Origin of the sequence: Streptomyces filipinensis, from assembly GCF_014649495.1 — a bacterium.
GTDB lineage: Bacteria > Actinomycetota > Actinomycetes > Streptomycetales > Streptomycetaceae > Streptomyces > Streptomyces filipinensis.
On record NZ_BMTD01000001.1, the window covers coordinates 578,409 to 600,201 of the forward strand.

Below are 21,793 nucleotides of genomic sequence, written 5' to 3' on the forward strand. Positions count from 1 at the left end.
CGGCGCAGATGAGCCGCTGCGCCCACAACCCTCAGGAGGGGGCCCATGGGCTTCACACCCCGAAGATCCCGACGGTGGCGCTGGGCGTCACTGTTCGGGGCGACCGCGCTCGCGGTCACCGCGGGCGGCGCGCTGGCCTGTCCGGCCGGCGCCGCCGGCACCAACGTGGACTTCGCCACGCACTGCATCCCGCCCGCCGTCGCGGGCATCCCGCCGATCGACGGCACCACGACCGCCAGCGTCTCGGCGGACAACACCAGCCCGAAGGTCGGCGACACGGTCACCGTGACCTACACGGTGGTCACGGCCGCCGCGAGCAATCCCACCGACCTGGCCCTGCCGGCCGACATCATGACCCCGACCGGCAAGGTCACCCTGGGCGGTGCCCAGACCGGTGACGTCACCGTGGCCGGGCCGAAGAAAAACCCGCCGGTGCCGGGGAAGGCCGCCTTCCCGTCCTTCTCCATGACCGGCACGTTCACCGTCACCAAGGCCGGCCAGATCACGCTCTCGCCCGGCGACTACAACATCCACACCAGCTACATCCTGGAGCTGGACACCCCCTGCACGGTCACCAACCCGCCCGCCCCGGTGTCCCAGACCGTGACGGCGACCGACGGGACCCCGGCCAACACCCGTGCCATCTCGCTGGGTTCCGCCTCCGGTGACCCGGGCGCCGCCGTCACCGTCACCGGCAGCAACTTCACCCCGGGCGCCACCGTCACACTGGCCGGGCGGTCCGGTGGCACCCAGACCGCCGACACCGCGACCGTGACCGCGAACGCCCAGGGCTCCTTCAGCGGTTCCCTCGTCGTCAAGGACAAGACGACGACCGGGATCGTGGCCTACGAGGGCGGCTCCTGGAGCGCGGACAAGGGCGCGGGCCCCGCGGCCTACGTCGTCAACGACGACACGCCCGTCCCGCCCGGCAGCCAGAAGCTGACCACCACCGTCAAGGCGGGCACGCTGTCCATGAGCCAGGCCGGGGACTCCGTCGCACTGTCGGCGGTCGACTTCGGCAAGGGCGGGGCCTCCACGGGCAAGCTCCAGACCGTGACCGTGCAGGACTTCCGGGGCGGGCCCGCGGGCTGGTCCCTGACCGGCAAGGTCACCGACTTCACCGGTCCCGGCGGCAAGATCGACGCCGGGAAGCTGAGCTGGACCCCGGCCTGCGCGACCAAGCCGGGCAGCCCCAGCACCTGCAAGGCGGGGTCGGTGGGCACGGTGGGCGGATCGGGAGCGACCCTCGCGTCGACCTCCGACGGCACGCTCACCGGCGGTGAGTTCACCGTCGACGCCGGACTGTCCCTGGACGTACCGGCGTTCACGCCTCCGGGCGGGTACTCCGGCGTGCTCACGCTGACGCTCACCTGAGCGCGCGGGCGTCCGCACCCGCCCGTTCCCCTGTCTCCCGTCCGCGCCCGTCCGCGCCCGTCCGTGGGGGTCCGCACCCATGCGCAAGCCGTACGTCCTCCTCCTGGGCCTGCTGCTGGGCTGGCAGGCCGCACCGGCCCACGCCGCCGACAACGGCAGCTGGTCCGTGTACCCGGTCGCCTCGAAAGTCGCCGCGCGGCCCTACTTCTACCTCTCCGCCGACCCCGGCCAGACCCTCACCGACAAGGTCGCCGTCCAGAACAAGACCGGCAGGCCGCTGACCTTCCGGCTCTACGCGGCCGACGCCTACAACACCGCCCGGGACGGCGGGTTCGCCGTGCGGACCGCCGGGGAACACATGCTCGGGGTGGGCGCCTGGGCGAAGCCCGCGAAGTCCCGGATCACCGTGCCCGGTCACCGGACCGTCACCGTGCCGTTCACGCTGCGGGTCCCCGACGGAGCCGCCCCCGGCGATCACCCCGGTGCCGTCGTCGCCCTCGACGAGCGCGTCGACCCCGGCAGCGGCAGGCTCGCCCTCGGGGTGCAGCGGGCCGTCGGCGCCCGGGTCTACCTCCGGGTCGGCGGGCCCACCCTGCCCGCGCTCTCCGTCGGACAGGTGCACCTCAGCCATCACCAGCCGCTCGTCCCCGGCCTCGGCGCCAGCACGGCGACCATCTCCTACACCCTGCGCAACACCGGGAACGTCACCCTCGACCCGAAGGTGGAGCTGAAGGCGCGCGGGCTGTTCGGCCGTACGCTGCTCGACCGCGAGCTGACCCGGGTGCCCTCCGAGCTGTTGCCGGGTCAGCGGGTCCGGCTCACCGAGACCTGGCACGGGGCGCCCCAACTCGACCGGGGCGACGTGACGCTGACCGCGAGCGCGCCCGGCACCCGCCAGTCGGCGAGCGCCTCCTTCCTCGCGCTGCCGTGGCTCGCCGTGGCGCTGGTGTTCGCCGCGGGCGTGGCCGTCGGGGTGCTGCTGGTCAGAGCGCGTCGGGGCCGCGTTCGCCGGTCCGTACGCGGACGACCGTCTCCACGGGCACGGACCACACCTTCCCGTCCCCGATCTTCCCCGTCTGCGCGGCCCTGACGATCGCGTCGATCACGGCATCGGCGTCCGCGTCGTCCACCACGACCTCGATGCGCACCTTCGGCACCAGGTCGACCCGGTACTCCGCTCCCCGGTACACCTCGGTGTGGCCGCGCTGCCGGCCGTAGCCGCTCGCCTCGGTCACGGTCAGACCGTGCACGCCCAGTTCCTGCAGGGCGGTCTTGACCCCGTCCAGCCGGTACGGCTTGACGATCGCGGTGATGAGCTTCATGCCTGGGAGTCGACCTTCTGGGAGGGGGCCTTGTGGGTGGAGGCGAGGACGGACGAGGAGACCGGGGCGCCGTGGCCCAGGACGCCGTGATCGTATGCCGTCTCGGCGTGCACCGTAAGGTCCAGGCCGGTGTGCTCCTGCTCCTCGCTCGCGCGCAGGCCCAGCACCCGGTCGAGCAGCTTGCCGAGGCCGTACGTCACCGCGAAGGCGTATCCGGCCACGACGACCACGGCGAGCGTCTGCCGGCCGAGCGGGGCGAGTCCGCCGCCGTAGAAGAGGCCCTGCGCGGAGCCGGTCATCGCCTTCTCGGCGAACAGGCCGATCAGCAGGGTGCCGATGACGCCGCCGACCAGGTGGACGCCGACGACGTCCAGGGAGTCGTCGAAGCCGAGCTTGAACTTCCAGCTCACGGCGTAGGAGCAGACCACGCCCGCGGCGAGGCCGACGACCAGCGCGCCGAGCAGCGAGACCGTGCCGCACGAGGGGGTGATCGCGACGAGACCGGCCACCGCGCCGGAGGCGGCACCGAGCGTGGTGGGGTGCCCGTCCCTTCGCTGCTCGACGAAGAGCCAGCCGAGCAGGCCGGTGCAGCCGGCGGCGAGGGTGTTGAGGAACGCGGCCGCGGCCAGGCCGTTCGCGCCGAGCGCGGATCCCGCGTTGAAGCCGAACCAGCCGAACCAGAGCAGGCCGGCGCCGAGGATCACCATGGGCAGGTTGTGCGGGCGCATGGCGTCCTTCTTGAAGCCCAGGCGCGGGCCGAGGACCAGGCACAGTGCGAGTCCGGAGGCGCCGGAGGTGATCTCGACGGGCAGACCGCCCGCGAAGTCGAGCGCGCCGAGCCCATCGAGGATCCAGCCGCCGGGGCCCCACACCCAGTGGGCGACCGGAACGTATACGAGGAGCGTCCACAGGGGGACGAGGACCAGCCACGCCGAGAATTTCGTGCGGTCGGCGACCGCCCCGCTGATCAGGGCGGCCGTGATGATCGCGAAGGTGAGCTGGAAGGTGGCGAAGAGCAGGGTGGGCACGGTGCCGTGCACGCTGCCGGGGGTGAGGTGCGCCATGCCGGCGTGGTGGAGGTTTCCGATCAGCCCGCCGCCGGCGTCGTCGCCGAAGGCGAGGGAGTAGCCGGCCGCCAGCCACACCACCGTCACCAGAGCGATGGACACGAAGCTCATCATCAGCATGTTGAGGACGCTCTTCGTGCGGACCATGCCGCCGTAGAACAGGGCCAGGCCCGGGGTCATCAGCAGGACGAGGGCGGTCGCGGCGAGCAGCCAGGCGGTGTCGCCGGTGTTCACGTGCGCGGCGGCGAGGGTCACGGGCGTCTCCAACGGTGTGGGGGCTCGTCAGAGGGTCACCGGTGCGCGTTTCCGGTCGTGCACAGGTGTGTTTCCGTGACGTTTCGTTGCGTGAGGGTTACCGAAACCTCACGGTACGGCGGGGCCTCGTGGATCAGGGAGAATGAACGGCATGAGCGTTCGCACCCAGTCATCCGAGCAGCCGGCCGAGACCGTCCACCGCGCCGGCTTCGCCTGCTTCGTGGGCCGCCCCAACGCGGGCAAGTCCACCCTCACGAACGCTCTGGTCGGGCAGAAGGTGGCGATCACCGCGAACCAGCCGCAGACGACGCGGCACACGGTACGCGGCATCGTGCACCGGCCCGACGCCCAGCTGATCCTGGTGGACACCCCGGGGCTCCACAAACCGCGCACCCTGCTCGGTGAGCGGCTCAACGACGTCGTGCGCACGACGTGGGCCGAGGTCGACGTGATCGGCTTCTGCCTGCCGGCGAACGAGAAGATCGGTCCCGGGGACCGCTTCATCGCCAAGGAGCTGGCCGGGATCAAGAAGACCCCGAAGGTCGCCATCGTCACCAAGACCGACCTGGTCGACTCGAAGACCCTGGCCGAGCAGCTGATCGCCATCGACCAGCTGGGCAGGGACCTGGGCATCGAGTGGGCGGAGATCGTGCCGGTCTCGGCGGTCGGCTCCCAGCAGGTCGACCTGCTGGCCGAGCTCCTGATCCCCCTGCTCCCCGAGGGCCCCGCGCTCTACCCCGAGGGCGACCTGACGGACGAGCCCGAGCAGGTCATGATCGCGGAACTCATCCGTGAGGCCGCGCTGGAGGGCGTCCGCGACGAGCTGCCGCACTCCATCGCCGTGGTCGTGGAGGAGATGCTCCCGCGCGAGGACCGCCCCGCGGACCGTCCGCTGCTGGACATCCACGCCAACGTCTACATCGAGCGGCCCAGCCAGAAGGGCATCATCATCGGCCCCAAGGGCAAGCGGCTGAAGGAGGTCGGCATCAAGTCCCGCAAGCAGATCGAGGCGCTGCTCGGTACGCCGGTGTTCCTGGACCTGCATGTGAAGGTGGCCAAGGACTGGCAGCGCGACCCGAAGCAGCTGCGGAAGCTGGGCTTCTAGCCCCGCGCTTCCTCTCCTTCACGGGGCGGTGCCCCGGGGTTCCTCCAGGTGGGCGCGGGCCGGGGCCATGTCCTGCACCCCCACCACCCTCAGCAGCTGGAGCCGTTCGTGGGACTCCGTGCCCGGGCGGGCCGTGTGGAGGACGAGGCAGTGGTGGTCGTCGGTCAGGAGGACCTCGCAGTCCAGTTCCAGCGGGCCCACCACCGGATGCCGGAAACGCTTCGTGGAGCCGCGCCGGACCGCCACCTCGTGTGCGTCCCACAGGCGCGCGAACTCCTCGCTCGCGGCGCGCAGTTCGGCCACCAGAGCGGCCGGCCGCGGGTCGTCGGGCCGGGCGGCGGCGACGGCGCGCAGGTTCGCCACGTGCCGGCGCGCGTGGTGCGGCACGTCCTCGGGCGGGAAAAGCTCGCGCGCCGCCGGGTCCAGGAAGAAGCGGCGGACCAGATTGCGCTCCCGGGGCGGCCGGGCCAGCGCGTCCCCTGACAGCGCCCGCGACATGGCGTTCTGCGCCAGCACCTCGCCGCAGTCCGTCACCACCATCGCCGGCGCGTCGTGCAGCCGGTCCAGGACCAGCAGCAGCCCGGGCCGCACATGCCCGAAGACCGCCTCCCGGCGGGGCGGTTCCTCGCCGGTCAGATGGAAGAGGTGGTCGCGTTCGTCGTCGGTCAGCCGCAGCGCCCGGGCCAGGGCGGTGAGCATCTGGCGGGACGGGCGCGGGCCCCGGCACTGTTCCAGCCGGGTGTAGTAGTCGACCGACATACCGGCCAGCGAGGCCACCTCCTCCCGCCGCAGGCCGGGGGTACGGCGGCGGGCGCCGGGCGTGAGGCCCACGTCGGACGGGTCCAGGCGGGCACGGGAACGGCGCAGGAAGTCGGCGAGTTCGGCTCGGTTCACCCCTTCAGGGTGGGGCAGCGCGCGCGGCTTATCCAGGGAGTGCCGGTCCCCTGATCGGGAGGTCTCTCCCGGCCGGCGCGGAACCGCCCGACAGTGGTGGCACCGGGTCGAGAGGAGCAGAACATGCTGACACTGGTGACGGGCACCACGGGACAGGTCGGCCGGCGCTTCGTGCCGAGGCTGCTGGCGCAGCGGCGGCCGGGGGAGCAGGTACGGGTCCTGGTGCGGGACGCGGCACGCGGCGAGGCCTTCGCGGAGCTGGGCGCCCAGGTCGCCGTCGGCGATCTGCGGGACGAGGACACGCTCGGCAAGGCGGTGGCCGGGGCGGACGCGGTCGTGAACGTCGCCGCGTCCTTCCGCGGGGTACCGGACGAGGAGGCGTGGGCCGTCAACCGGGACGCCGCCGTGGCCCTGGGCCGGGCCGCGCTGGCCTCCGGCGTGCGGCGCTTCGTGCAGGTCAGCACGTGTCTCGTGTACGGCGTCGGACGGGGCCGTCCGCTGACCGAGGACGACGAGACCCGGCCCGGCGGCGCGATGTGGGGCGCCTACCCCGAGTCCAAGGCGGCGGCCGAACGCGAGCTGCTCGGGCTCCAGGGCATGGAGGTGCGTGTGGGCCGGCTGCCCTTCGTCTACGGCGACGGCGATCCACACCTCGCCCAGTCCCTGCGCTGGGCCACGCACTGGGCGTCCACCCAGCGGCTGCACATGGGCCACCACGCCGATGTCGCCCAGGGACTGCTGCGCCTGCTGTACGCACCGGCGGTGAGCGGCCCGGTCTACAACATCGCCGACGACGCCCCCGTCACGGCGGTCGAGCTGCACCGGCTCAACGGCGTCGAACTGCCCGCCGGCATGCACACGCGGACCGACCCGGACCCGTGGCTGGGGATCGTGTCCACCGAGCGGATCCGCCGGGACCTCGGATTCCGGCCCGTCCACCCGACCGTCTGGGCCGCCCGCGACGCCGGAGCCCTCTGAGCCACCCGGCCCCCTAGTCGACGCCCCTGATCCGGCCCACCAGTGCCGCCCCGGCCAGCCCGATCGCCGCCGCGAGCAGGTACAGCACCCGGTACCCGCCGAGGTAGGTCACGATCGGCGCGGCCAGGGCGGGGGCCGCGACCTGGGGCAGGGCGTTGGCCACGTTGATCACGCCGAGGTCCTTGCCCCGGTCCAGCGCCTTCGGCAGGACGTCCGTCATCAGCGCGAAGTCGACGGAGGTGAACACGCCGAAGCCGACGCCGAGAACGGCGGCCGCCACGATCGCGCCGGGCCAGGTCTGCCAGCCGGCCAGCGCCGCCGTCGCCACCGCCATCAGCGTGCCGGACCAGACGACGAACGGCTTGCGCCGGCCGACCCGGTCCGACCAGACGCCGCCCGCGACCACGGTCGCCACCAGCGTGAGGCCGTTGACGGCGGTCAGGACCAGCACCCCCTGGCCGGGGTCGGGGCGGTGCAGCCGGTCGCGGAGGTAGTAGAGGAGGTACAGCAGCACCAGGGAGTTGCTGAGGTTGATCAGGAAGCGGGTCAGCCAGGCCCAGCCGAGGTCGGGGTGGCGGCGCGGGCTCAGCCAGAAGCCCGCCAGAAACCCGCGCCAGGACCATCGCGGCCGGTCCTGCCGCGCGAGCCGCAGATCCTCGTGGCGCAGGACGTACGGCAGCACGCCCACCGCCGTGCACACCGCGCAGGCCGCGTACCCGGCGCGGATCCCGCCCGCCACCGTCGCGAGGCCCGTGCCGCCGACCACGCCGAGGATCTGCGCCGCCCCCAGCCAGCCGCCCACCGCGCCCCGCTGGAGCCGGGGCACCCGGTCCGGCACGGCCGCCGTCACCGCCGCGAACGCCGCGTTCAGCGTGAGCTGCACCAGGCACCAGCCCGCCGCCATGGACCACACCCCGCCCGCCCGCGCGAGCAGCAGCAGGGACACCGCGCCGCCCGCCGACCCGGCCACGATCCACGGCGTACGGCGGCCCCGGCGGGCCGTCGTACGGTCGGACAGGGCGCCGAAGAGCGGGTTGGCGAGCAGGGAGACCACCGCGCCGGCGCCGGTCACCCAGGCCAGCAGCGTCTCCTTGGGCATCCCGGTGCCGGGTGCGAAGTCCCTGGCCTGGGAGGCGAGCAGGATCTGCAGCGGGCCGAACCAGCCGACCCAGATCGCCGCGTTGGCCAGCGAGAGGGCCGCCGTCCAGCCCCGGCCGACGGGTTCGACGGGTTCGGCCAGGGCGGCGGCCGGCTCGCCGGCCGTGGTCATCTCCGGGTCCGCAGCAGGTCCCGGAACCAGTGGTAGGAGGCCTTCGGGGTGCGCTTCTGCGACGCGTGGTCCACGTGCACCAGGCCGAAGCGGCGGGCGTAGCCCTCGGCCCACTCGAAGTTGTCCAGCAGGGACCACACGAAGTAGCCGCGTACGTCCACGCCGGCCTCCAGTGCGCTGTGCAGGGCGCGGAGGTGGGCGTCCAGGTAGGCGATGCGGTCCTGGTCGTCGACGCCGTCGTAGGAGCAGCCGTTCTCGGTGATGACGATCGGCGGGAGCCGGTCGCCGTACCGCTCGCGGAAGCCGCACAGCAGCTCGGTGAGGCCCTCCGGGACGACCGGCCAGCCGAAGTCGGTCACCGGGCGGCCCTCGATCTCCCGGACGGAGAAGGGCAGTTCGGCGGGCATGCGCAGGCCGCCGTACTCGGTGGCGGTGCCCTGTGGGGCGCCCACGCGGGTCGGCGCGTAGTAGTTGACGCCGTACCAGTCGACGGGTTCGGCGATGACCTCCAGGTCCTGCTGTACGTCACCGGGCATCAGCTCGCCCATCCCCTCGGGGTACGCGCCCAGGATGACCGGCTCGGCGAACAGGCGGTTGAGGAGGACGTCGTAGAAACCGGCCGCCTCGACGTCCGCCGGGTCGGCGGAGGCGGACCAGGTGGGGCCGTGCGAGTTGGCGATGCCGACGTCCGTCGCCCCGGCCGCGCGCAGGGCCCGTACCGCGAGACCGTGCGCGAGGAGCTGGTGGTGGGCGACCGGGAGCGCGTCGAACAGGAGCTGTCGGCCGGGGGCGTGGGCGCCGAGGGCGTGGCCCAGGAGGGTGTGCTCGGCGGGCTCGTTGAGGGTGATCCACTTGCGCACGCGGTCGCCGAGGCGCTCGGCCACCACGGAGACGTACTCGGCGAACCGGGCCGCCGTGTCCCGCTCCAGCCAGTCCAGCGCGGCGGGCAGGTCCCAGTGGAAGAGGGTGGGCACGGGCCGTACGCCCGCCGCGCACAGCTCGTCCACCAGGCGGTCGTAGAAGTCCAGCCCGCCCGGGGAGTTCACCCGGGGCCAGGAGACCGAGAAGCGGTACGCGTCCACGCCGAGGCCGGCGAGGAGGGCCACGTCCTCGCGGTAGCGGTGGTAGTGGTCGCAGGCCACCGCCGCCGTCGAACCGTCCTTCACCCGGCCCGGTTCGGCCGTGAACACGTCCCACACCGATGGCTCGCGCTGCTCGGCCGCCCCCTCGATCTGATGGGCCGAGGTCGAGACTCCCCACAGGAAGCCGTCCGGGAAGCGGGGTATCGGATCGCCTGCGTCAGTCGCCATGGGCGGATCATCCTTACCGCCGGTAACAGAAGTCAACGCCCCCGCACGGTCCGGTGCTCAGGCGCCCTCTTTCAGCACCCGGGAAATCAACTCCCGCTGCTCCTCGGTCAGTCGGGGGTCGGCCGCGTACACCGTGCGGCCGTCCACGGTGATCTCGTACCGGAAACCGTCCGGGACGCCGGCCGGCGGGGAGCCCTGGCCGGACGCGAGGACGCGCTCGGCCAGGGCCTGCCACTCCCGGGAGTCGGGCCGGCCCGAGGTGTCCACCTCGGCCCGGCGCTCGATGCCCGCGAAACCGCCCGTGCGCCGTACTTGAATACGCATGGGGAACTGTCTAGTACGGAACTACAGCGTCCGCACCCCGACCTGTTCCCACGCCTTCTGCACGGCCTGGAGTTCGTCGCCGGCGCCGTACCGCTGCCGGGCCGCCTGCACCGTCAGCGTGGCGAAGTCGGCGAACCTCGCCTCCTGTTCCAGCTCGCCGCCGGTGAGCACGTCGTACCAGATCTGCCCCGCCTTCTCCCAGGCGCGCCCGCCGATGGCCGTGGCGACCAGGTAGAAGGCGTGGTTGGGGATGCCGGAGTTGATGTGCACGCCGCCGTTGTCGCTGCCGGTGCGGACGTAGTGGTCCATCGTCGCCGGCTGCGGGTCCTTGCCCAGGTTCGGGTCGTCGTACGCCGTGCCCGGGGCCTTCATGGAGCGCAGCGCCGTGCCGTGGACGCTCGGGGCGAGCAGGCCGGCGCCGACCAGCCAGTCGGCCTCGGCGGCGGTCTGGCCGAGCGTGTACTGCTTGATCAGCGAGCCGAAGACGTCCGAGAGGGACTCGTTGAGCGCGCCGGACTGACCGAAGTAGGTGAGGTTGGCGGTGTGCTGGGTGACGCCGTGGGTCAGCTCGTGGCCGATGACGTCGACCGGGATGGTGAAGTCGAGGAAGACCTCGCCGTCGCCGTCGCCGAACACCATCTGCTCGCCGTTCCAGAAGGCGTTGTCGTAGTTCTCGCCGAAGTGGACCGTGGCGTCCAGCGGCAGCCCGTCGCCGTCGATGGAGTGCCGGCCGTACGCCTTCAGGTACAGCTCGAAGGTGGCGCCGAGGCCGGCGTAGGCGCGGTTGACGGTGGCGTCGGAGCCCGGGTCGGAGCCCTCCGCGCGGACCTGGTCGCCGGGCAGGTCCTGGGTGTGGTGGGCGTCGTAGATCGTGCGGTGCGGCTGGTCGGCCGCGGCCCCCGCGGGCGCGGCGACGGAGGGCGCGCCGATCACCGTGGTCAGGCGGCGCTTGGTGCGCTGGTAGGCGTCGTGCTCCAGGGACCGGCGGGCCGGGCCGGAGAGCGCGGGGTCCTCGGCTCGGGCGAGCTGGTCGAGGACGTGCGGCGGCACGATCGTGCAGAAGACGGGCTCGAAGCCCCCGTGGGTCGTCATGCCCCGCACCATCGCACTCAGTGATACCGATGTCACTAGCTGCCACCATGATTGGTGAAATACCGGGACAGGGAGCGCCACGCTCCGTGATGATGTGATAGGGGGATGTGGCACAGCGCACTTTTTGTCCCTTTTATGACCCCGGTCCCGCATACTGATACGCGTCCCCCGCGTCCGGGGCGGCTCGGCTAGGCTGCGGAGCATCATGCGTTTCGGGCTGCTTCTTCTTAGCTGCCGCGGCGAGGGCCTGTAGTCGAGGCCGACCCCCTCCCCGCGGAGCTTGGCGTTGCGTCGTCGGCCGTCCACTCGGACATCCGGACACCCCTCAAGGAGCCCACGCACCATGGCCAACCGCCAGCAGCCCAGTTCCCTGCCGATCCACAAGTACGGCCGCTACGAGCAGGTGGACATCCCGGACCGCACCTGGCCGGACCAGCGGATCACCGTAGCCCCCCGCTGGCTCTCCACCGACCTGCGCGACGGCAATCAGGCCCTGATCGACCCGATGTCGCCCGAGCGTAAGCGCCGGATGTTCGACCAGCTGGTCAAGATGGGCTACAAGGAGATCGAGGTCGGCTTCCCGGCCTCCGGACAGACCGACTTCGACTTCGTGCGCTCGATCATCGAGGAAGAGGGCGCGATCCCGGACGACGTCACGATCTCCGTCCTGACCCAGGCCCGCGAGGACCTGATCGAGCGGACCGTGGAGTCCCTGAAGGGCGCCAAGCGGGCCACCGTCCACCTGTACAACGCCACCGCCCCGGTCTTCCGCCGGGTCGTCTTCCGCGGCTCCAGGGACGACATCAAGCAGATCGCCGTCGACGGCACCCGCCTGGTGATGGAGTACGCCGAGAAGCTGCTGGGCCCCGAGACCGAGTTCGGCTACCAGTACTCGCCGGAGATCTTCACCGACACCGAGCTGGACTTCGCGCTGGAGGTCTGCGAGGCGGTCATGGACGTCTACCAGCCGGGGCCGGGCCGCGAGATCATCCTCAACCTGCCCGCCACCGTGGAGCGTTCGACCCCGTCCACGCACGCGGACCGCTTCGAGTGGATGCACCGCAACCTGACCCGCCGCGAGCACGTGGTGCTGTCGGTCCACCCGCACAACGACCGCGGTACGGCCGTGGCGGCGGCCGAGCTGGCCCTGATGGCCGGCGCCGACCGCGTCGAGGGCTGTCTGTTCGGACAGGGCGAGCGCACCGGCAACGTCGACCTGGTCACCCTGGGCATGAACCTGTTCTCGCAGGGCGTCGACCCGCAGATCGACTTCTCCGACATCGACGAGATCCGTCGCACGTGGGAGTACTGCAACCAGATGGAGGTCCACCCGCGCCACCCGTACGTGGGCGACCTGGTCTACACGTCCTTCTCCGGCTCCCACCAGGACGCCATCAAGAAGGGCTTCGACGCCATGGAGGCCGACGCGCAGGCCAAGGGCGTCACCGTCGACGACATCGAGTGGGCGGTGCCGTACCTGCCGATCGACCCCAAGGACGTCGGCCGCTCCTACGAGGCCGTCATCCGCGTCAACTCGCAGTCCGGCAAGGGCGGCATCTCCTACGTCCTGAAGAACGACCACAAGCTGGACCTGCCGCGCCGGATGCAGATCGAGTTCTCGAAGCTCATCCAGGCGAAGACCGACGCCGAGGGCGGCGAGATCACGCCGAAGGACATCTGGGCGGTCTTCCAGGACGAGTACCTGCCCAACCCGGACAACCCCTGGGGCCGCATCCAGGTCAGGACGGGCCAGTCGACCACCGACACCGACGGCGTGGACACCCTCACGGTCGAGGCGACGGTCGACGGCGAGGACACGGTCCTGACCGGCTCCGGCAACGGTCCGATCTCGGCCTTCTTCGACGCCCTGCAGTCCATCGGCATCGACGTACGCCTGCTGGACTACCAGGAGCACACGATGAGCGAGGGCGCCTCCGCACAGGCCGCCTCCTACATCGAATGCGCGATCGACGGCAAGGTCCTCTGGGGTATCGGCATCGACGCGAACACGACGCGTGCGTCGCTGAAGGCGGTCGTCTCGGCGGTGAACCGCGCGGGCCGCTGACCGGCTCTGACCGGCCCTTTCGGTGCCCTGACCGCTGTGTACGGCGGTCAGGGCACCGTCGTTTATCGGCCATCGCACCCCCGAGGTCACGGAAAGGTCTCTTACGGGGTACTGACTCAGCCTCCGTGATGTGGCTAACATCACGCCAGCACGGCGATGTTGCCGTGCGGTTACGGAGGTGCGACGTGCTGCCAGTACGGGGACGAGACGGCCAGGCCCTGCGCTTCCTGGGCACGCGCACCGCGTGGACACCGATCGGGGACGGCGAGTTCTTCTGCCCCGGCTGCGGAGGCGACCGCAACTACCAGCGGCTCACCGGGCGCCGCCGGCTCACCCTGCTCGGGGTGCCCCTGCTGCCGCGCGGCACGGCCGGACCGGTCGTGGAGTGTGCCGCCTGCCGCCACCACTACGGCACCGACGTGCTCGACCACCCCACCACCCGCCGCTTCTCCGCGATGCTCCGCGACGCCGTGCACACCGTCGCCCTCGCCGTGCTCGCCGCGGGCGGGACCTCCTCCCGCACGGCCCTGGAGACGGCCGCGACGGCCGTGCGCGCGGCCGGCTTCGACGGCTGCACCGAGGACCAGCTGGCCGCCCTCGTCGACGCCCTCGCCGCCGACACCGGCCGGGTCCTCGGCGGCGAGTGCGGCACGAGCCTGACCATAGAGCTGCACGAGGCCCTGGACCCGCTCGCCCCGCACCTCGCCCGCGCGGGCCGCGAGTCCCTGCTCCTCCAGGCCGCCCGTATCGCCCTCGCCGACGGCCCCTACACCCCCGCCGAACGCGACGCCCTCACCACCGTGGGCGCGGCCCTGACCATCTGCGCCGACGACGTCACCCGGCTGCTGGCCGCCGCCCGCACACCGTCCTGACCCGCCCGTCCGGACCGCGGGGATCGCCTGAACGGGCGGTTCCCGCGCGGCCCCGGGGGCCGCACCGGGCGGATCCGAGGGCCTGCCGTACCGGGGGTTTCCGCCGCCGGGCCCGGCGCCCGTGGTCCGGTATCGCCCATATGAGTATTCCCCGGGGCGAATCGGGACCGATGGTTCCGGGGACCATGGGTGGGTGACACCGAAGAGCCGCACCCTGCTCACCGCCCTCGCGCTCCTCACCTCGCTCACCGCCCGCCCACCCGCCCACGCCGCCGCCGGCTGCGAGTCCTCACAGCCGTACGTGTCGGGGCAGGGCGGCTACCACACGTACCGCATCCCGGCCACGGTCACGACCGCCGACGGCGCGGTCCTGGCCTTCGCCGAGGGGCGGCACGCCGGCGCGGGCGACACCGGGGACATCGACGTCGTGCTGCGCCGCTCCACCGACGGCGGCTGCACCTGGGGCCCGCTGACGGTGGTGGCCGCGGGCCACGGGGACACCCGGGGCAACCCGGCACCCGTCGTGGACCCGCGCACCGGCGCCGTCGTCCTCGTGACCTGCGGCAACAGCGGCTCGGTGACGGAGGCGCAGATCATGCGCGGCGAGGTCCCGGACGAACGGGGCCGCCGGGTCTTCGTACAGCGCAGCATGGACGACGGCCGCCACTTCACGGCCCCGGTGGACATCACCGCGCAGGTGCGGCGGCCCGGCTGGCGCTGGTACGCCACCGGCCCCGGTCACGCGGAGGTCCTCACCCGGGGCCCGCACGCCGGCCGCCTGCTGGTCCCGGCCAACCACTCCGCCGCCCCGCCCCCCGGCTCCTCGGACACCGGCCAGGAACCCAGGTACTACGGCGGTCACGCCCTCTACAGCGACGACGGCGGCCGCACCTGGCACCTCGGGTTCGTGGACGCCACCTACGACGGCCTGACCAACACCAACGAGACGAGCGCCACCCAACTCCCCGACGGCCGCCTCTACTTCGCCGCCCGCGACCAGAACGGCAGCGCACCCGGCAACCGCCTCGACAGCTACTCCTCCGACGGCGGCACCACCCTCGACCGCCCCTACACCGTCCAGCCCACGCTGGGCGACGTCCCCGTGGTCCAGGGCAGCGTGCTCCAACTCCGCCCAGGAGCCCCGCTGGTGTTCTCCGCACCCTCCGTGCCGACCGCCCGCCGCGCCCTGGCCCTGTGGGGGAGCACGGACGCCGGCCGCACCTTCACCCGGCTGCTCACCCTCTCGGACCGCCCGGCCGCCTACTCCGACCTCGTCCAGCTCGGCCACGACACGGTCGGCGTGCTGTACGAGACGGGCACCGCCCACCCCTACGACACCGTGGAGTTCCGCCGGGTGACCCTGCCCTGAAGCGCCCCGAAGCGTCAGAGGAGCCCCGCCGCGGCCAGGAACTTCCCCACCTTCTCGACCTCCTCCCCGGACAACGGCACCTGCGGCTCGGCCGTGACCGCACAGTCGATCACCCCCCGCAGATGCAGCGCGGCCTTGAACGCGCCCAGCGCCGAAGAGCTGCCGCCCATCCGCGCCGGATCCCCGGCCGCGACCATCCCGAACAGCGCGCACAGCCGCTCCTGCTCGGCCCGCGCCCCGTCCCGGTCGCCGGCGCGGCACATCCGGTACAGCCGGACGTACCCGTGCGGGTCGACGTTGGCCAGCCCCGGTACGGCCCCGTCGGCGCCCAGCGCCAGCGCGGCGTCCACGACCAGCTCCGAGCCGGTCAGCACGCTGAACCCGGTGTGCGCACGGGCCCCGGTGACGACCTCGCGGAAGGCGCCCAGGTCCCCGCTGGAGTCCTTGAGCCCGGCCAGGACCCCGTCGCCCGCCAGCCCCAGCACCAGGTCGGCGGGAAGCTTGGTGTGCACCGCGGCGGGGATGTCGTAGGCGATGACCGGCACCGCGGACGCGGCGGCGATCCGGCGGTAGTGGTGGACGATCTCCGAGCGGTGGGTGCGGGCGTAGAACGGGGCGGTCACCACGACGGCCTGCGCGCCGGCCGCCGTCACGGCCCGGACGTGGTCCAGGACACGCGGCGTGGTCATGTCGATCGCGCCGGCGAGGACGGGCAGCCGGCCGCCCACATGGCCGACGACCGCCTCCACGACCTGCCTGCGCTGGTGGTCGGTGAGGAACGCGGCCTCGGACGTGGACCCGAGCAGGAACAGCCCGTGCACCCCGCCGTCCACCAGATGGTCGACCAGTCTGAGCAGCGAGGGGACGTCCACCTCGCGCCGCGGCGTCAGCGGCGTGCAGACGGGCGGGACGACACCGGTCAGCGGGACGGGGAACGTCATTCAGGGCTCCTGGCGTGCTAGGTCGCGGGTCGGCTGGTCCTCCTCCACAGGATGGTGACAGCGGTAGCGGTGCCTGGGCCGTGACGCGGCCGAGAAGTCCGGCATCGCCTCGGCGCACAACCCGTCCGCCCGCCAGCAGCGGGTGCGGAACGGGCAGCCGCTCGGCGGCCGGGTCGCCGAGGGCACCGGCCCGGTCAGCGGGATCGGGTCGACGGGGTCCAGCAGACCGGGGGTGGCCGAGAACAGGGCCCGTGTGTACGGGTGCCGGGCCGCGTCGGTGACCCGGTCGGCCGGTGCCTCCTCCACGATCCGCCCCAGGTACATGGTGATCACCCGGTCGCTCATCCGCCGTACCGTCTGGATGTCGTGCGAGACGAACACCAGGGCCAGGCCGAGGCGTTCCCTCAGGTCCAGCAGGAGGTTCAGGATCTGCGCGCGGACCGACACGTCCAGCGCGCTGGTCGGCTCGTCGGCGACGACCAGCGCCGGGTCCAGGGCCAGCGCGCGGGCGATGGCGACACGCTGCCGCTGGCCGCCGGAGAGCTGGCCGGGCAACGCGTCGGCCAGCGCCCGGGGCAGGCCGACCAGACCCATCAACTCCCTGACCCGGTCCTCCCGTTCGGCCCTGCCGCCGCGCCCGTGGACGTCCAGCGGGTCGCGCAGGATCCGCCGTACCGTCAGCCGCCGGTTCAGCGCGGTCGACGGGTCCTGGAAGACCATCCCGACGCCCGCGCCCACGGTGGCCCGGCGCTCGGCCGGTGGCATCGCCCACAGGTCCCGGCCCTGGAACGCCACCGACCCCGCCACCGGCCGCTGGATGCCCACCAGCACCCTGGCCAGCGTGGACTTCCCGCACCCCGACTCGCCGACCACGCCGACCGTCTCCCCGGCGGCCACGGTGAGAGCGGCACCGGTCAGGGCGTACACCCGGTCGCGCCGGAACAGTCCGCCACTGCGGGCCCTGTGCACCACATGGGCGTCCCGGACCTCGACGACGGCGTTCACCGCACCACCTCGTTCTCCACGGGTACCGCGGGGTGATGGCAGGCGGCCGTGTGGGCGGCCGTACCGGCGAGGACCGGTGCGCTGTCGTGGCACACCCCGGTCGCCAGCGGGCAGCGGTCGGCGAAGCGGCAGCCCGCCGGGAAGTCGGCCGGGGCCGGTACGACCCCCTTGACCTGCGTCATCCGCTCCTCGGCCGACTCCAGCGACAGCACGCTGCCGAGCAGGCCGCGCGTGTAGTGGTGGGCCGGTGCCGCCACCACGTCGGCGGTCACCCCGCTCTCCACGATCTGCCCGCCGTACATCACCACCACCCGGTCGGTGACGTCGGCGACCAGCGCCAGATCGTGCGAGACCAGGACCAGCGCGAAGCCCAGCTCCGCGCGCAGGCGCAGCAGCAGCTCCATCACCTGGGCCTGCACGGTCACGTCCAGCGCGGTCGTCGGCTCGTCGGCGACGATCAGCCGCGGTTCGCGGGAGAGGGCCATGGCGATGAGCACGCGCTGGCGCTGCCCGCCGGACAGCTCGTGCGGATAGCTGCGCAGGGTGCGGTCGGGATCCAGGCCGACCAGCTCCATGAGCTCGCGCGGACCGCGCCCGCCGCCGCGCCGGACGAGCTGCCTCAGCTGGGCGCGGATGGTCATCGCCGGGTTCAGCGAGGACAGGGCGTCCTGGTAGACCATCGCCATCTCGTGGCCGAGCAGCCGGCGCCGGACCCGCGCCGGTTCCGTGAGCAGGTCCCGCTGGCGGAACCGCACCTGGCCGCCGATGCGCGCCCCCCGCGGCTGCAGCCCCATGACCGTGAGCGCGGTCAGCGACTTCCCGCAGCCCGACTCGCCCACCAGACCGAGGACTTCACCCGGGTACACCTCGAAGCCGACCCCGGCCACGATGTCGACGCCCCCGTGCCGGTCGGGGAAGCCGATGGTGAGGTTCTCCACGGCGAGCACCGGCTGCCCGCTGCGGTCGGGCAGCGGTCGGGCCCGGGACCGCAGCCGCCGTGCGGCCTGCGCCAGCCCGGGCAGCTCCAGCACCTCGCCGCTGCCGGGCTCCGGCGCCTCCAGCCGGTCCCGCGGCGCCTCGACCTCCCGCCCGGCCGGTGCCGCCCACGCGTCGGAGACCCCCTCGGAGAGGATGTTCAGCGACAGCACCGTCAGCAGGATCAGCAGCCCGGGGAAGACGGTCGCCCACCAGCCCCCGGTCAGCACCATGTTCTTGCCGTCGGCGATGACACTGCCCCACGACGGGTCGGGGGGCCGCACCCCGGCGCCGATGAACGACAGCGACGCCTCGAACACGATCGCCTCGGCGACCTGGACCGTGCAGAAGACGAGCACGGGGGCGGCGCAGTTGACGGCCACGTGGCGCAGCACGATGTGCGCGGTACGGGCGCCGATGACCCGCTCGGCGGTGACGTAGTCCTCCCCGTACTGATCGAGGACGTTCGCCCGTACGACCCGGGCGACGGGCGGCGTGAAGAGAAAGGCGATCGCGCAGATCAGCACGCCGATCCCGCCGCCGAACACGGCGACCAGCACGGCCGCGAGCGCGATCCCCGGGAACGCCATCACCACGTCCAGACAGCGCATCAGCGTCTCGTCGACCGCCTTGCGCGAGGTGGCCGCGAGGGCGCCGAGCAGCGCGCCGACGACCAGGGCGAGCCCGGTGGCGCCCAGCCCGATCGCCAGCGACCAGCGGGCGCCGTACATCAGCCGGCTCAGGATGTCCCGGCCGAGGCTGTCCTGCCCGAGCCAGTGCGCGGCGGACGGATGCCCGCTGCCGCCGACCGGGTCCTGCTGGTCCAGCGGGTCGTCCGGGGCGAGGAGCGGAGCCAGTACGGCGACGAGGACGACGAGGGCCAGAAAGCAGACGGCGGCCTTCGACGGCAGGGGCAGCCGGCGCCGGCCGTGCAACCGGACGCCGGGCCGGGCCAGCCGCTCGGCGAGGCGCGCGCGTGTGTTCATCAGGCCGCCCTCAGACGTGGGTTGACCAGCAGGTACAGGATGTCGATGACGAGGTTCACGACGACGAACCCGGTGGCCGTGGTGAGGACGACCCCCTGGACGACGGCCGGATCGCCGTTCTGCACGGCGTCGATCATCAGCTTGCCCATGCCGGGCAGCGAGAAGATCGTCTCGATGACGACGGCTCCGCCGAGCAGATAGCCGACCCGCAGCCCGAGCACGGTCAGCGGATTGACCAGCGCGTTGCGCAGGACGTTCCGGCCGACGACCACCCACGGCGGCAGCCCGCTGCCGATCGCGGTCCGCACGTAGTCCTTGTCCAGCTCCTCCACCACCGAGGTCCGCACGATCCGGGTGAGCTGCGCGGCCACCGGCAGCGAGAGCGCGAAGGCGGGCAGCGCCATGGTCCTCAGCCAGCCGGTGACGGAGTCGGCCGGGTTGATGTAGCCGCCGGTCGGGAACCAGCCCCGGTCCACCGCCAGGTACTGGATCATCAGCAGCGCCAGCCAGAACCCGGGCGCGGCCACCCCCACCAGCGAGACCACCCGGACGACCTGGTCCGGGAACCGGCCCCGGTACACGGCCGCCGTGACCCCGCCCGCCAGCGCCAGCACCACCGCGACGGCCAGGCCCAGGAAGGTCAGCTGGAGGGTGAGCGGCAGCGCGGTGGTGACCTGGTCGGCCACCGGGGCACGGGTCAGGGCGCTGGTGCCGAGGTCGCCGTGGAGCAGAGCGCCGACGAAGTGGACGTACCGCACGGGCAGCGGGTCGAGCAGCCCGTTGCGCGCCCGGAAGTCGTGCAGCTGCCGCGGGGTCGGGTTGGCGCCCTGGAAGAACGCGGACGCCGGGTCGACGTCCGAGAACCGCATCACCAGGAACACGAACAGCACGATCCCGAGCATGAGCGGCACGAGCAGGGCGAGACGGCGCAGCAGGATCCGTACGACGGCCGTCATGCCGTCAGACCCACCTGGCCTGGAGCAGGTTGATGCCCGGGTACGGCTGCGCCCTTATCCCGCCGAGCTTGCGCGGGTCCCAGGCCGTCATCAGCTCGTTGTGGACCACCGGGTAGAGCACGGCCTGCTCGGCGACGACGTCGATGTAGTCCTGGACCATCGCCTTCTTCCTCGCCGGGTCCGGTTCCCTGGTCGCCCGGTCCATGTCCGTGAAGAGCCGCCTGGCGACGGGGTCGCCGGCCCACCGGGTGTACCCCATCCACAGGTTCTGCGGCCCGTAGTTGTAATGCATGATCAGATCGGCGTCGAGCCCGAACTGGTTCGGATCGGAGGCCGCGGCCACCACCTGGTAGTCCTGTTTCTGGTCCATCTTGGTGAACACGGCCGTGGTCTCCTGTGGTGCGAGGGTGGTCTCCACGCCGACCGCGTCCCAGGAGGACTTGAGGGTCGGCAGACAGTCCACGATCCAGCTGACGTTGACCGCGAGGATCTCGACCTTGAGGCCGGTGACCCCGGCGGCCTTGAGCAACGCCTTCGCCCTGGCCGGGTCGTGGTCGTAGACCGTCCTGGCCCGCCGGTAGCTCGGGTTGCCCTCGTCGAGGAAGGAGGACGCCGGCCTGCCGTGCCCCTTCAGCGCCACCTGCACCATCTTCTCGGTGTCGATGGCGTAGTGCAGCGCCTGCCGCACCCGCACGTCGTCGAAGGGCTTGTGCTTCGTGTTGAACATCAGGAACAGGTTGTTCATCCCGGCGCCGCCCGCGACCTTCAGCCCGCCCTGCTCCAGCCGGGGGATGTTGGCGTACGGGATGTTGTCCGCGATCTGCGCGCCGGCGCCGGCCCCGGAGATCTTCGCGACGCGGGGCGCGGCGTCCACGATGGTCAGCCAGTTCATGCGCTTGAAGGCCGGCCTGCGGGGGCCGTTGTAGCCGGCGAACGCCTCGAAGGTGGTGTTGGACTTCGGGTGGTGCGCGGTCTGCCGGTACGGCCCCGAGCCCACGGCCAGCCCCTTGACGGCGTCGTCCCAGGCACCGGGCCGGGAGAAGACGTGCTTCGGCATGATCTTGGCGAGGGTGAGCCGGGAGAGCCCGTCGGGGAAGGGGAACCTGAGGACGAGCTCGACCGTGCGTGCGTCGACCCTCCTGACGTCCTTCAGCCAGCTGACGAAGAACCCCTTGGCGAGGGTCTGGGTCTTCGGGTCCAGGATCCGGTCGAAGACGAACACGACGTCGTCGGCGGTGACGGGCCTGCCGTCGTGGAAGGTCGCGCCGGAGCGGAGCGTGAACCGCCAGCTGGTGGCGTTCGCGTCCTTGGGGACCGCGGTGGCGAGCGCCGGATACGGCACCCGGGTGATCGGGTCGGTGTCCAGCAGCCCCTCGTAGATGTGGTTGTTGGCGGCCATCGCGAACGCCGACGCCGTCTGCGTCGGGTCCCAGCTGCCGTCGTTGCCGTAGCCGATCACGGCGGTCAGCGTCCGGTCCTTGCCGCTGCCGCCGCTTCCGGTGTCGTTCGTGGACTGCGGACCCGCGGAGCAGGCGGCCAGCGCGGGCGGCAGGGCGGCGGTCAGGCCGAGCGCGCCGGCGCCCTTCAGAAAGGTCCGCCGATACGGGGCCGGCATGTCGCGGGTCACGTCGTC

At 72.5% G+C, this 21,793-nt stretch carries 19 protein-coding genes; 7 read left to right on the forward strand and 12 right to left on the reverse strand.

Annotated features, from left to right (window positions below; translation table 11 throughout):
• Nucleotides 1-45: 45 nt before the first annotated feature.
• Both IE244_RS02545 and IE244_RS02550 read left to right on the forward strand, forming a co-directional pair.
• Entirely contained in the window at nucleotides 46-1,374 is a 1,329-nt protein-coding gene (locus tag IE244_RS02545) for a beta-xylosidase (protein WP_191870945.1), read from the forward strand.
• Nucleotides 1,375-1,453: 79 nt separating this feature from the next.
• Nucleotides 1,454-2,464: a WxL protein peptidoglycan domain-containing protein gene (locus IE244_RS02550; RefSeq protein WP_191870946.1), complete on the forward strand. Its 1,011-nt coding sequence runs from the start codon at nucleotides 1,454-1,456 to the stop codon at nucleotides 2,462-2,464.
• Here the strand turns inward: IE244_RS02550 and IE244_RS02555 are convergent.
• Complete coding sequence (locus IE244_RS02555) at nucleotides 2,358-2,696, reverse strand: P-II family nitrogen regulator (protein ID WP_031158848.1); 339 nt, start codon at nucleotides 2,694-2,696, stop codon at nucleotides 2,358-2,360. The two genes, IE244_RS02550 and IE244_RS02555, sit on opposite strands and share 107 nt — an antisense overlap.
• Nucleotides 2,693-4,018 (reverse strand): ammonium transporter, encoded by a 1,326-nt coding sequence (locus IE244_RS02560; RefSeq protein WP_191870947.1) that lies wholly within the window; start codon nucleotides 4,016-4,018, stop codon nucleotides 2,693-2,695. Before IE244_RS02560 ends, IE244_RS02555 begins: the two co-directional genes overlap by 4 nt.
• 151 nt (nucleotides 4,019-4,169) lie before the next feature.
• On the opposite strand from IE244_RS02560, the gene era reads away from it, so the two are divergent.
• Nucleotides 4,170-5,123, forward strand: a complete 954-nt coding sequence (gene era, locus IE244_RS02565) for a GTPase Era (RefSeq protein WP_191870948.1) — start codon at nucleotides 4,170-4,172, stop codon at nucleotides 5,121-5,123.
• An 18-nt stretch (nucleotides 5,124-5,141) separates the two neighbouring features.
• On the opposite strand, the gene IE244_RS02570 is transcribed toward era, so the two are convergent.
• The gene (locus tag IE244_RS02570; RefSeq protein WP_191870949.1) at nucleotides 5,142-6,017 is read right to left on the reverse strand and encodes a helix-turn-helix transcriptional regulator; all 876 of its coding nucleotides are present in this window, start codon (nucleotides 6,015-6,017) and stop codon (nucleotides 5,142-5,144) included.
• Between the two features lie 123 nt (nucleotides 6,018-6,140).
• Between IE244_RS02570 and IE244_RS02575 the strand changes: the two genes are divergently transcribed.
• Entirely contained in the window at nucleotides 6,141-6,995 is an 855-nt protein-coding gene (locus IE244_RS02575) for an NAD-dependent epimerase/dehydratase family protein (RefSeq protein ID WP_191870950.1), read from the forward strand.
• Nucleotides 6,996-7,008: 13 nt separating this feature from the next.
• Here IE244_RS02575 and IE244_RS02580 read toward each other — a convergent pair whose 3' ends face one another.
• The 4 genes from IE244_RS02580 to IE244_RS02595 are packed head-to-tail and all read right to left on the reverse strand — an operon-like array spanning nucleotide 7,009 to nucleotide 10,991.
• On the reverse strand, nucleotides 7,009-8,265 hold the full coding sequence (locus tag IE244_RS02580; RefSeq protein ID WP_191870951.1) for an MFS transporter: 1,257 nt from the start codon (nucleotides 8,263-8,265) through the stop codon (nucleotides 7,009-7,011).
• Nucleotides 8,262-9,575, reverse strand: coding sequence for a GH1 family beta-glucosidase (locus IE244_RS02585; protein WP_191870952.1), 1,314 nt, complete (start codon nucleotides 9,573-9,575; stop codon nucleotides 8,262-8,264). Before IE244_RS02585 ends, IE244_RS02580 begins: the two co-directional genes overlap by 4 nt.
• 57 nt (nucleotides 9,576-9,632) lie before the next feature.
• Nucleotides 9,633-9,899 (reverse strand): protealysin inhibitor emfourin, encoded by a 267-nt coding sequence (locus IE244_RS02590; RefSeq protein ID WP_191870953.1) that lies wholly within the window; start codon nucleotides 9,897-9,899, stop codon nucleotides 9,633-9,635.
• A gap of 21 nt (nucleotides 9,900-9,920) precedes the next feature.
• Nucleotides 9,921-10,991: a M4 family metallopeptidase gene (locus IE244_RS02595; protein ID WP_191870954.1), complete on the reverse strand. Its 1,071-nt coding sequence runs from the start codon at nucleotides 10,989-10,991 to the stop codon at nucleotides 9,921-9,923.
• Between the two features lie 343 nt (nucleotides 10,992-11,334).
• Here IE244_RS02595 and leuA point away from each other — a divergent pair, with 343 nt between their 5' ends.
• From leuA to IE244_RS02610, 3 genes are all read left to right on the forward strand, one after another.
• A complete protein-coding gene (gene leuA, locus IE244_RS02600; protein WP_191870955.1) occupies nucleotides 11,335-13,056 on the forward strand; it encodes a 2-isopropylmalate synthase in 1,722 nt (573 codons plus the stop codon).
• A 185-nt stretch (nucleotides 13,057-13,241) separates the two neighbouring features.
• Nucleotides 13,242-13,928: a TerB family tellurite resistance protein gene (locus tag IE244_RS02605; RefSeq protein WP_031158870.1), complete on the forward strand. Its 687-nt coding sequence runs from the start codon at nucleotides 13,242-13,244 to the stop codon at nucleotides 13,926-13,928.
• A 193-nt stretch (nucleotides 13,929-14,121) separates the two neighbouring features.
• Nucleotides 14,122-15,297: a sialidase family protein gene (locus IE244_RS02610; RefSeq protein ID WP_191870956.1), complete on the forward strand. Its 1,176-nt coding sequence runs from the start codon at nucleotides 14,122-14,124 to the stop codon at nucleotides 15,295-15,297.
• A gap of 14 nt (nucleotides 15,298-15,311) precedes the next feature.
• Here the strand turns inward: IE244_RS02610 and IE244_RS02615 are convergent, their stop codons facing one another.
• The 5 genes from IE244_RS02615 to IE244_RS02635 are packed head-to-tail and all read right to left on the reverse strand — an operon-like array spanning nucleotide 15,312 to nucleotide 21,775.
• Nucleotides 15,312-16,238, reverse strand: a complete 927-nt coding sequence (locus tag IE244_RS02615; RefSeq protein ID WP_191870957.1) for a dihydrodipicolinate synthase family protein — start codon at nucleotides 16,236-16,238, stop codon at nucleotides 15,312-15,314.
• Entirely contained in the window at nucleotides 16,239-17,243 is a 1,005-nt protein-coding gene (locus tag IE244_RS02620) for an oligopeptide/dipeptide ABC transporter ATP-binding protein (protein WP_191870958.1), read from the reverse strand.
• Nucleotides 17,240-19,204, reverse strand: coding sequence for a dipeptide/oligopeptide/nickel ABC transporter permease/ATP-binding protein (locus IE244_RS02625; protein ID WP_191870959.1), 1,965 nt, complete (start codon nucleotides 19,202-19,204; stop codon nucleotides 17,240-17,242). Before IE244_RS02625 ends, IE244_RS02620 begins: the two co-directional genes overlap by 4 nt.
• Nucleotides 19,204-20,160 carry an ABC transporter permease gene (locus tag IE244_RS02630; protein WP_191870960.1) on the reverse strand — a complete coding sequence of 319 codons (957 nt, stop codon included), beginning with the start codon at nucleotides 20,158-20,160 and terminating at the stop codon, nucleotides 19,204-19,206. The genes IE244_RS02625 and IE244_RS02630 overlap by 1 nt, the downstream gene beginning before the upstream one ends.
• 4 nt (nucleotides 20,161-20,164) lie before the next feature.
• Entirely contained in the window at nucleotides 20,165-21,775 is a 1,611-nt protein-coding gene (locus IE244_RS02635) for an ABC transporter substrate-binding protein (RefSeq protein ID WP_191871401.1), read from the reverse strand.
• Nucleotides 21,776-21,793 lie beyond the last annotated feature (18 nt).

Excerpts from the sequence above, each read along its gene's own strand:
- IE244_RS02625 (WP_191870959.1), bottom strand. The coding sequence starts at position 19,204 with ATGAACACACGCGCGCGCCTCGCCGAGCGGCTGGCCCGGCCCGGCGTC.
- era (WP_191870948.1), top strand. The coding sequence starts at position 4,170 with ATGAGCGTTCGCACCCAGTCATCCGAGCAGCCGGCCGAGACCGTCCAC.
- IE244_RS02585 (WP_191870952.1), bottom strand. The coding sequence starts at position 9,575 with ATGGCGACTGACGCAGGCGATCCGATACCCCGCTTCCCGGACGGCTTC.
- IE244_RS02550 (WP_191870946.1), top strand. The coding sequence starts at position 1,454 with ATGCGCAAGCCGTACGTCCTCCTCCTGGGCCTGCTGCTGGGCTGGCAG.
- IE244_RS02545 (WP_191870945.1), top strand. The coding sequence starts at position 46 with ATGGGCTTCACACCCCGAAGATCCCGACGGTGGCGCTGGGCGTCACTG.
- IE244_RS02590 (WP_191870953.1), bottom strand. The coding sequence starts at position 9,899 with ATGCGTATTCAAGTACGGCGCACGGGCGGTTTCGCGGGCATCGAGCGC.
- leuA (WP_191870955.1), top strand. The coding sequence starts at position 11,335 with ATGGCCAACCGCCAGCAGCCCAGTTCCCTGCCGATCCACAAGTACGGC.
- IE244_RS02615 (WP_191870957.1), bottom strand. The coding sequence starts at position 16,238 with ATGACGTTCCCCGTCCCGCTGACCGGTGTCGTCCCGCCCGTCTGCACG.
- IE244_RS02635 (WP_191871401.1), bottom strand. The coding sequence starts at position 21,775 with ATGCCGGCCCCGTATCGGCGGACCTTTCTGAAGGGCGCCGGCGCGCTC.
- IE244_RS02630 (WP_191870960.1), bottom strand. The coding sequence starts at position 20,160 with ATGACGGCCGTCGTACGGATCCTGCTGCGCCGTCTCGCCCTGCTCGTG.
- IE244_RS02555 (WP_031158848.1), bottom strand. The coding sequence starts at position 2,696 with ATGAAGCTCATCACCGCGATCGTCAAGCCGTACCGGCTGGACGGGGTC.
- IE244_RS02580 (WP_191870951.1), bottom strand. The coding sequence starts at position 8,265 with ATGACCACGGCCGGCGAGCCGGCCGCCGCCCTGGCCGAACCCGTCGAA.
- IE244_RS02575 (WP_191870950.1), top strand. The coding sequence starts at position 6,141 with ATGCTGACACTGGTGACGGGCACCACGGGACAGGTCGGCCGGCGCTTC.
- IE244_RS02595 (WP_191870954.1), bottom strand. The coding sequence starts at position 10,991 with ATGACGACCCACGGGGGCTTCGAGCCCGTCTTCTGCACGATCGTGCCG.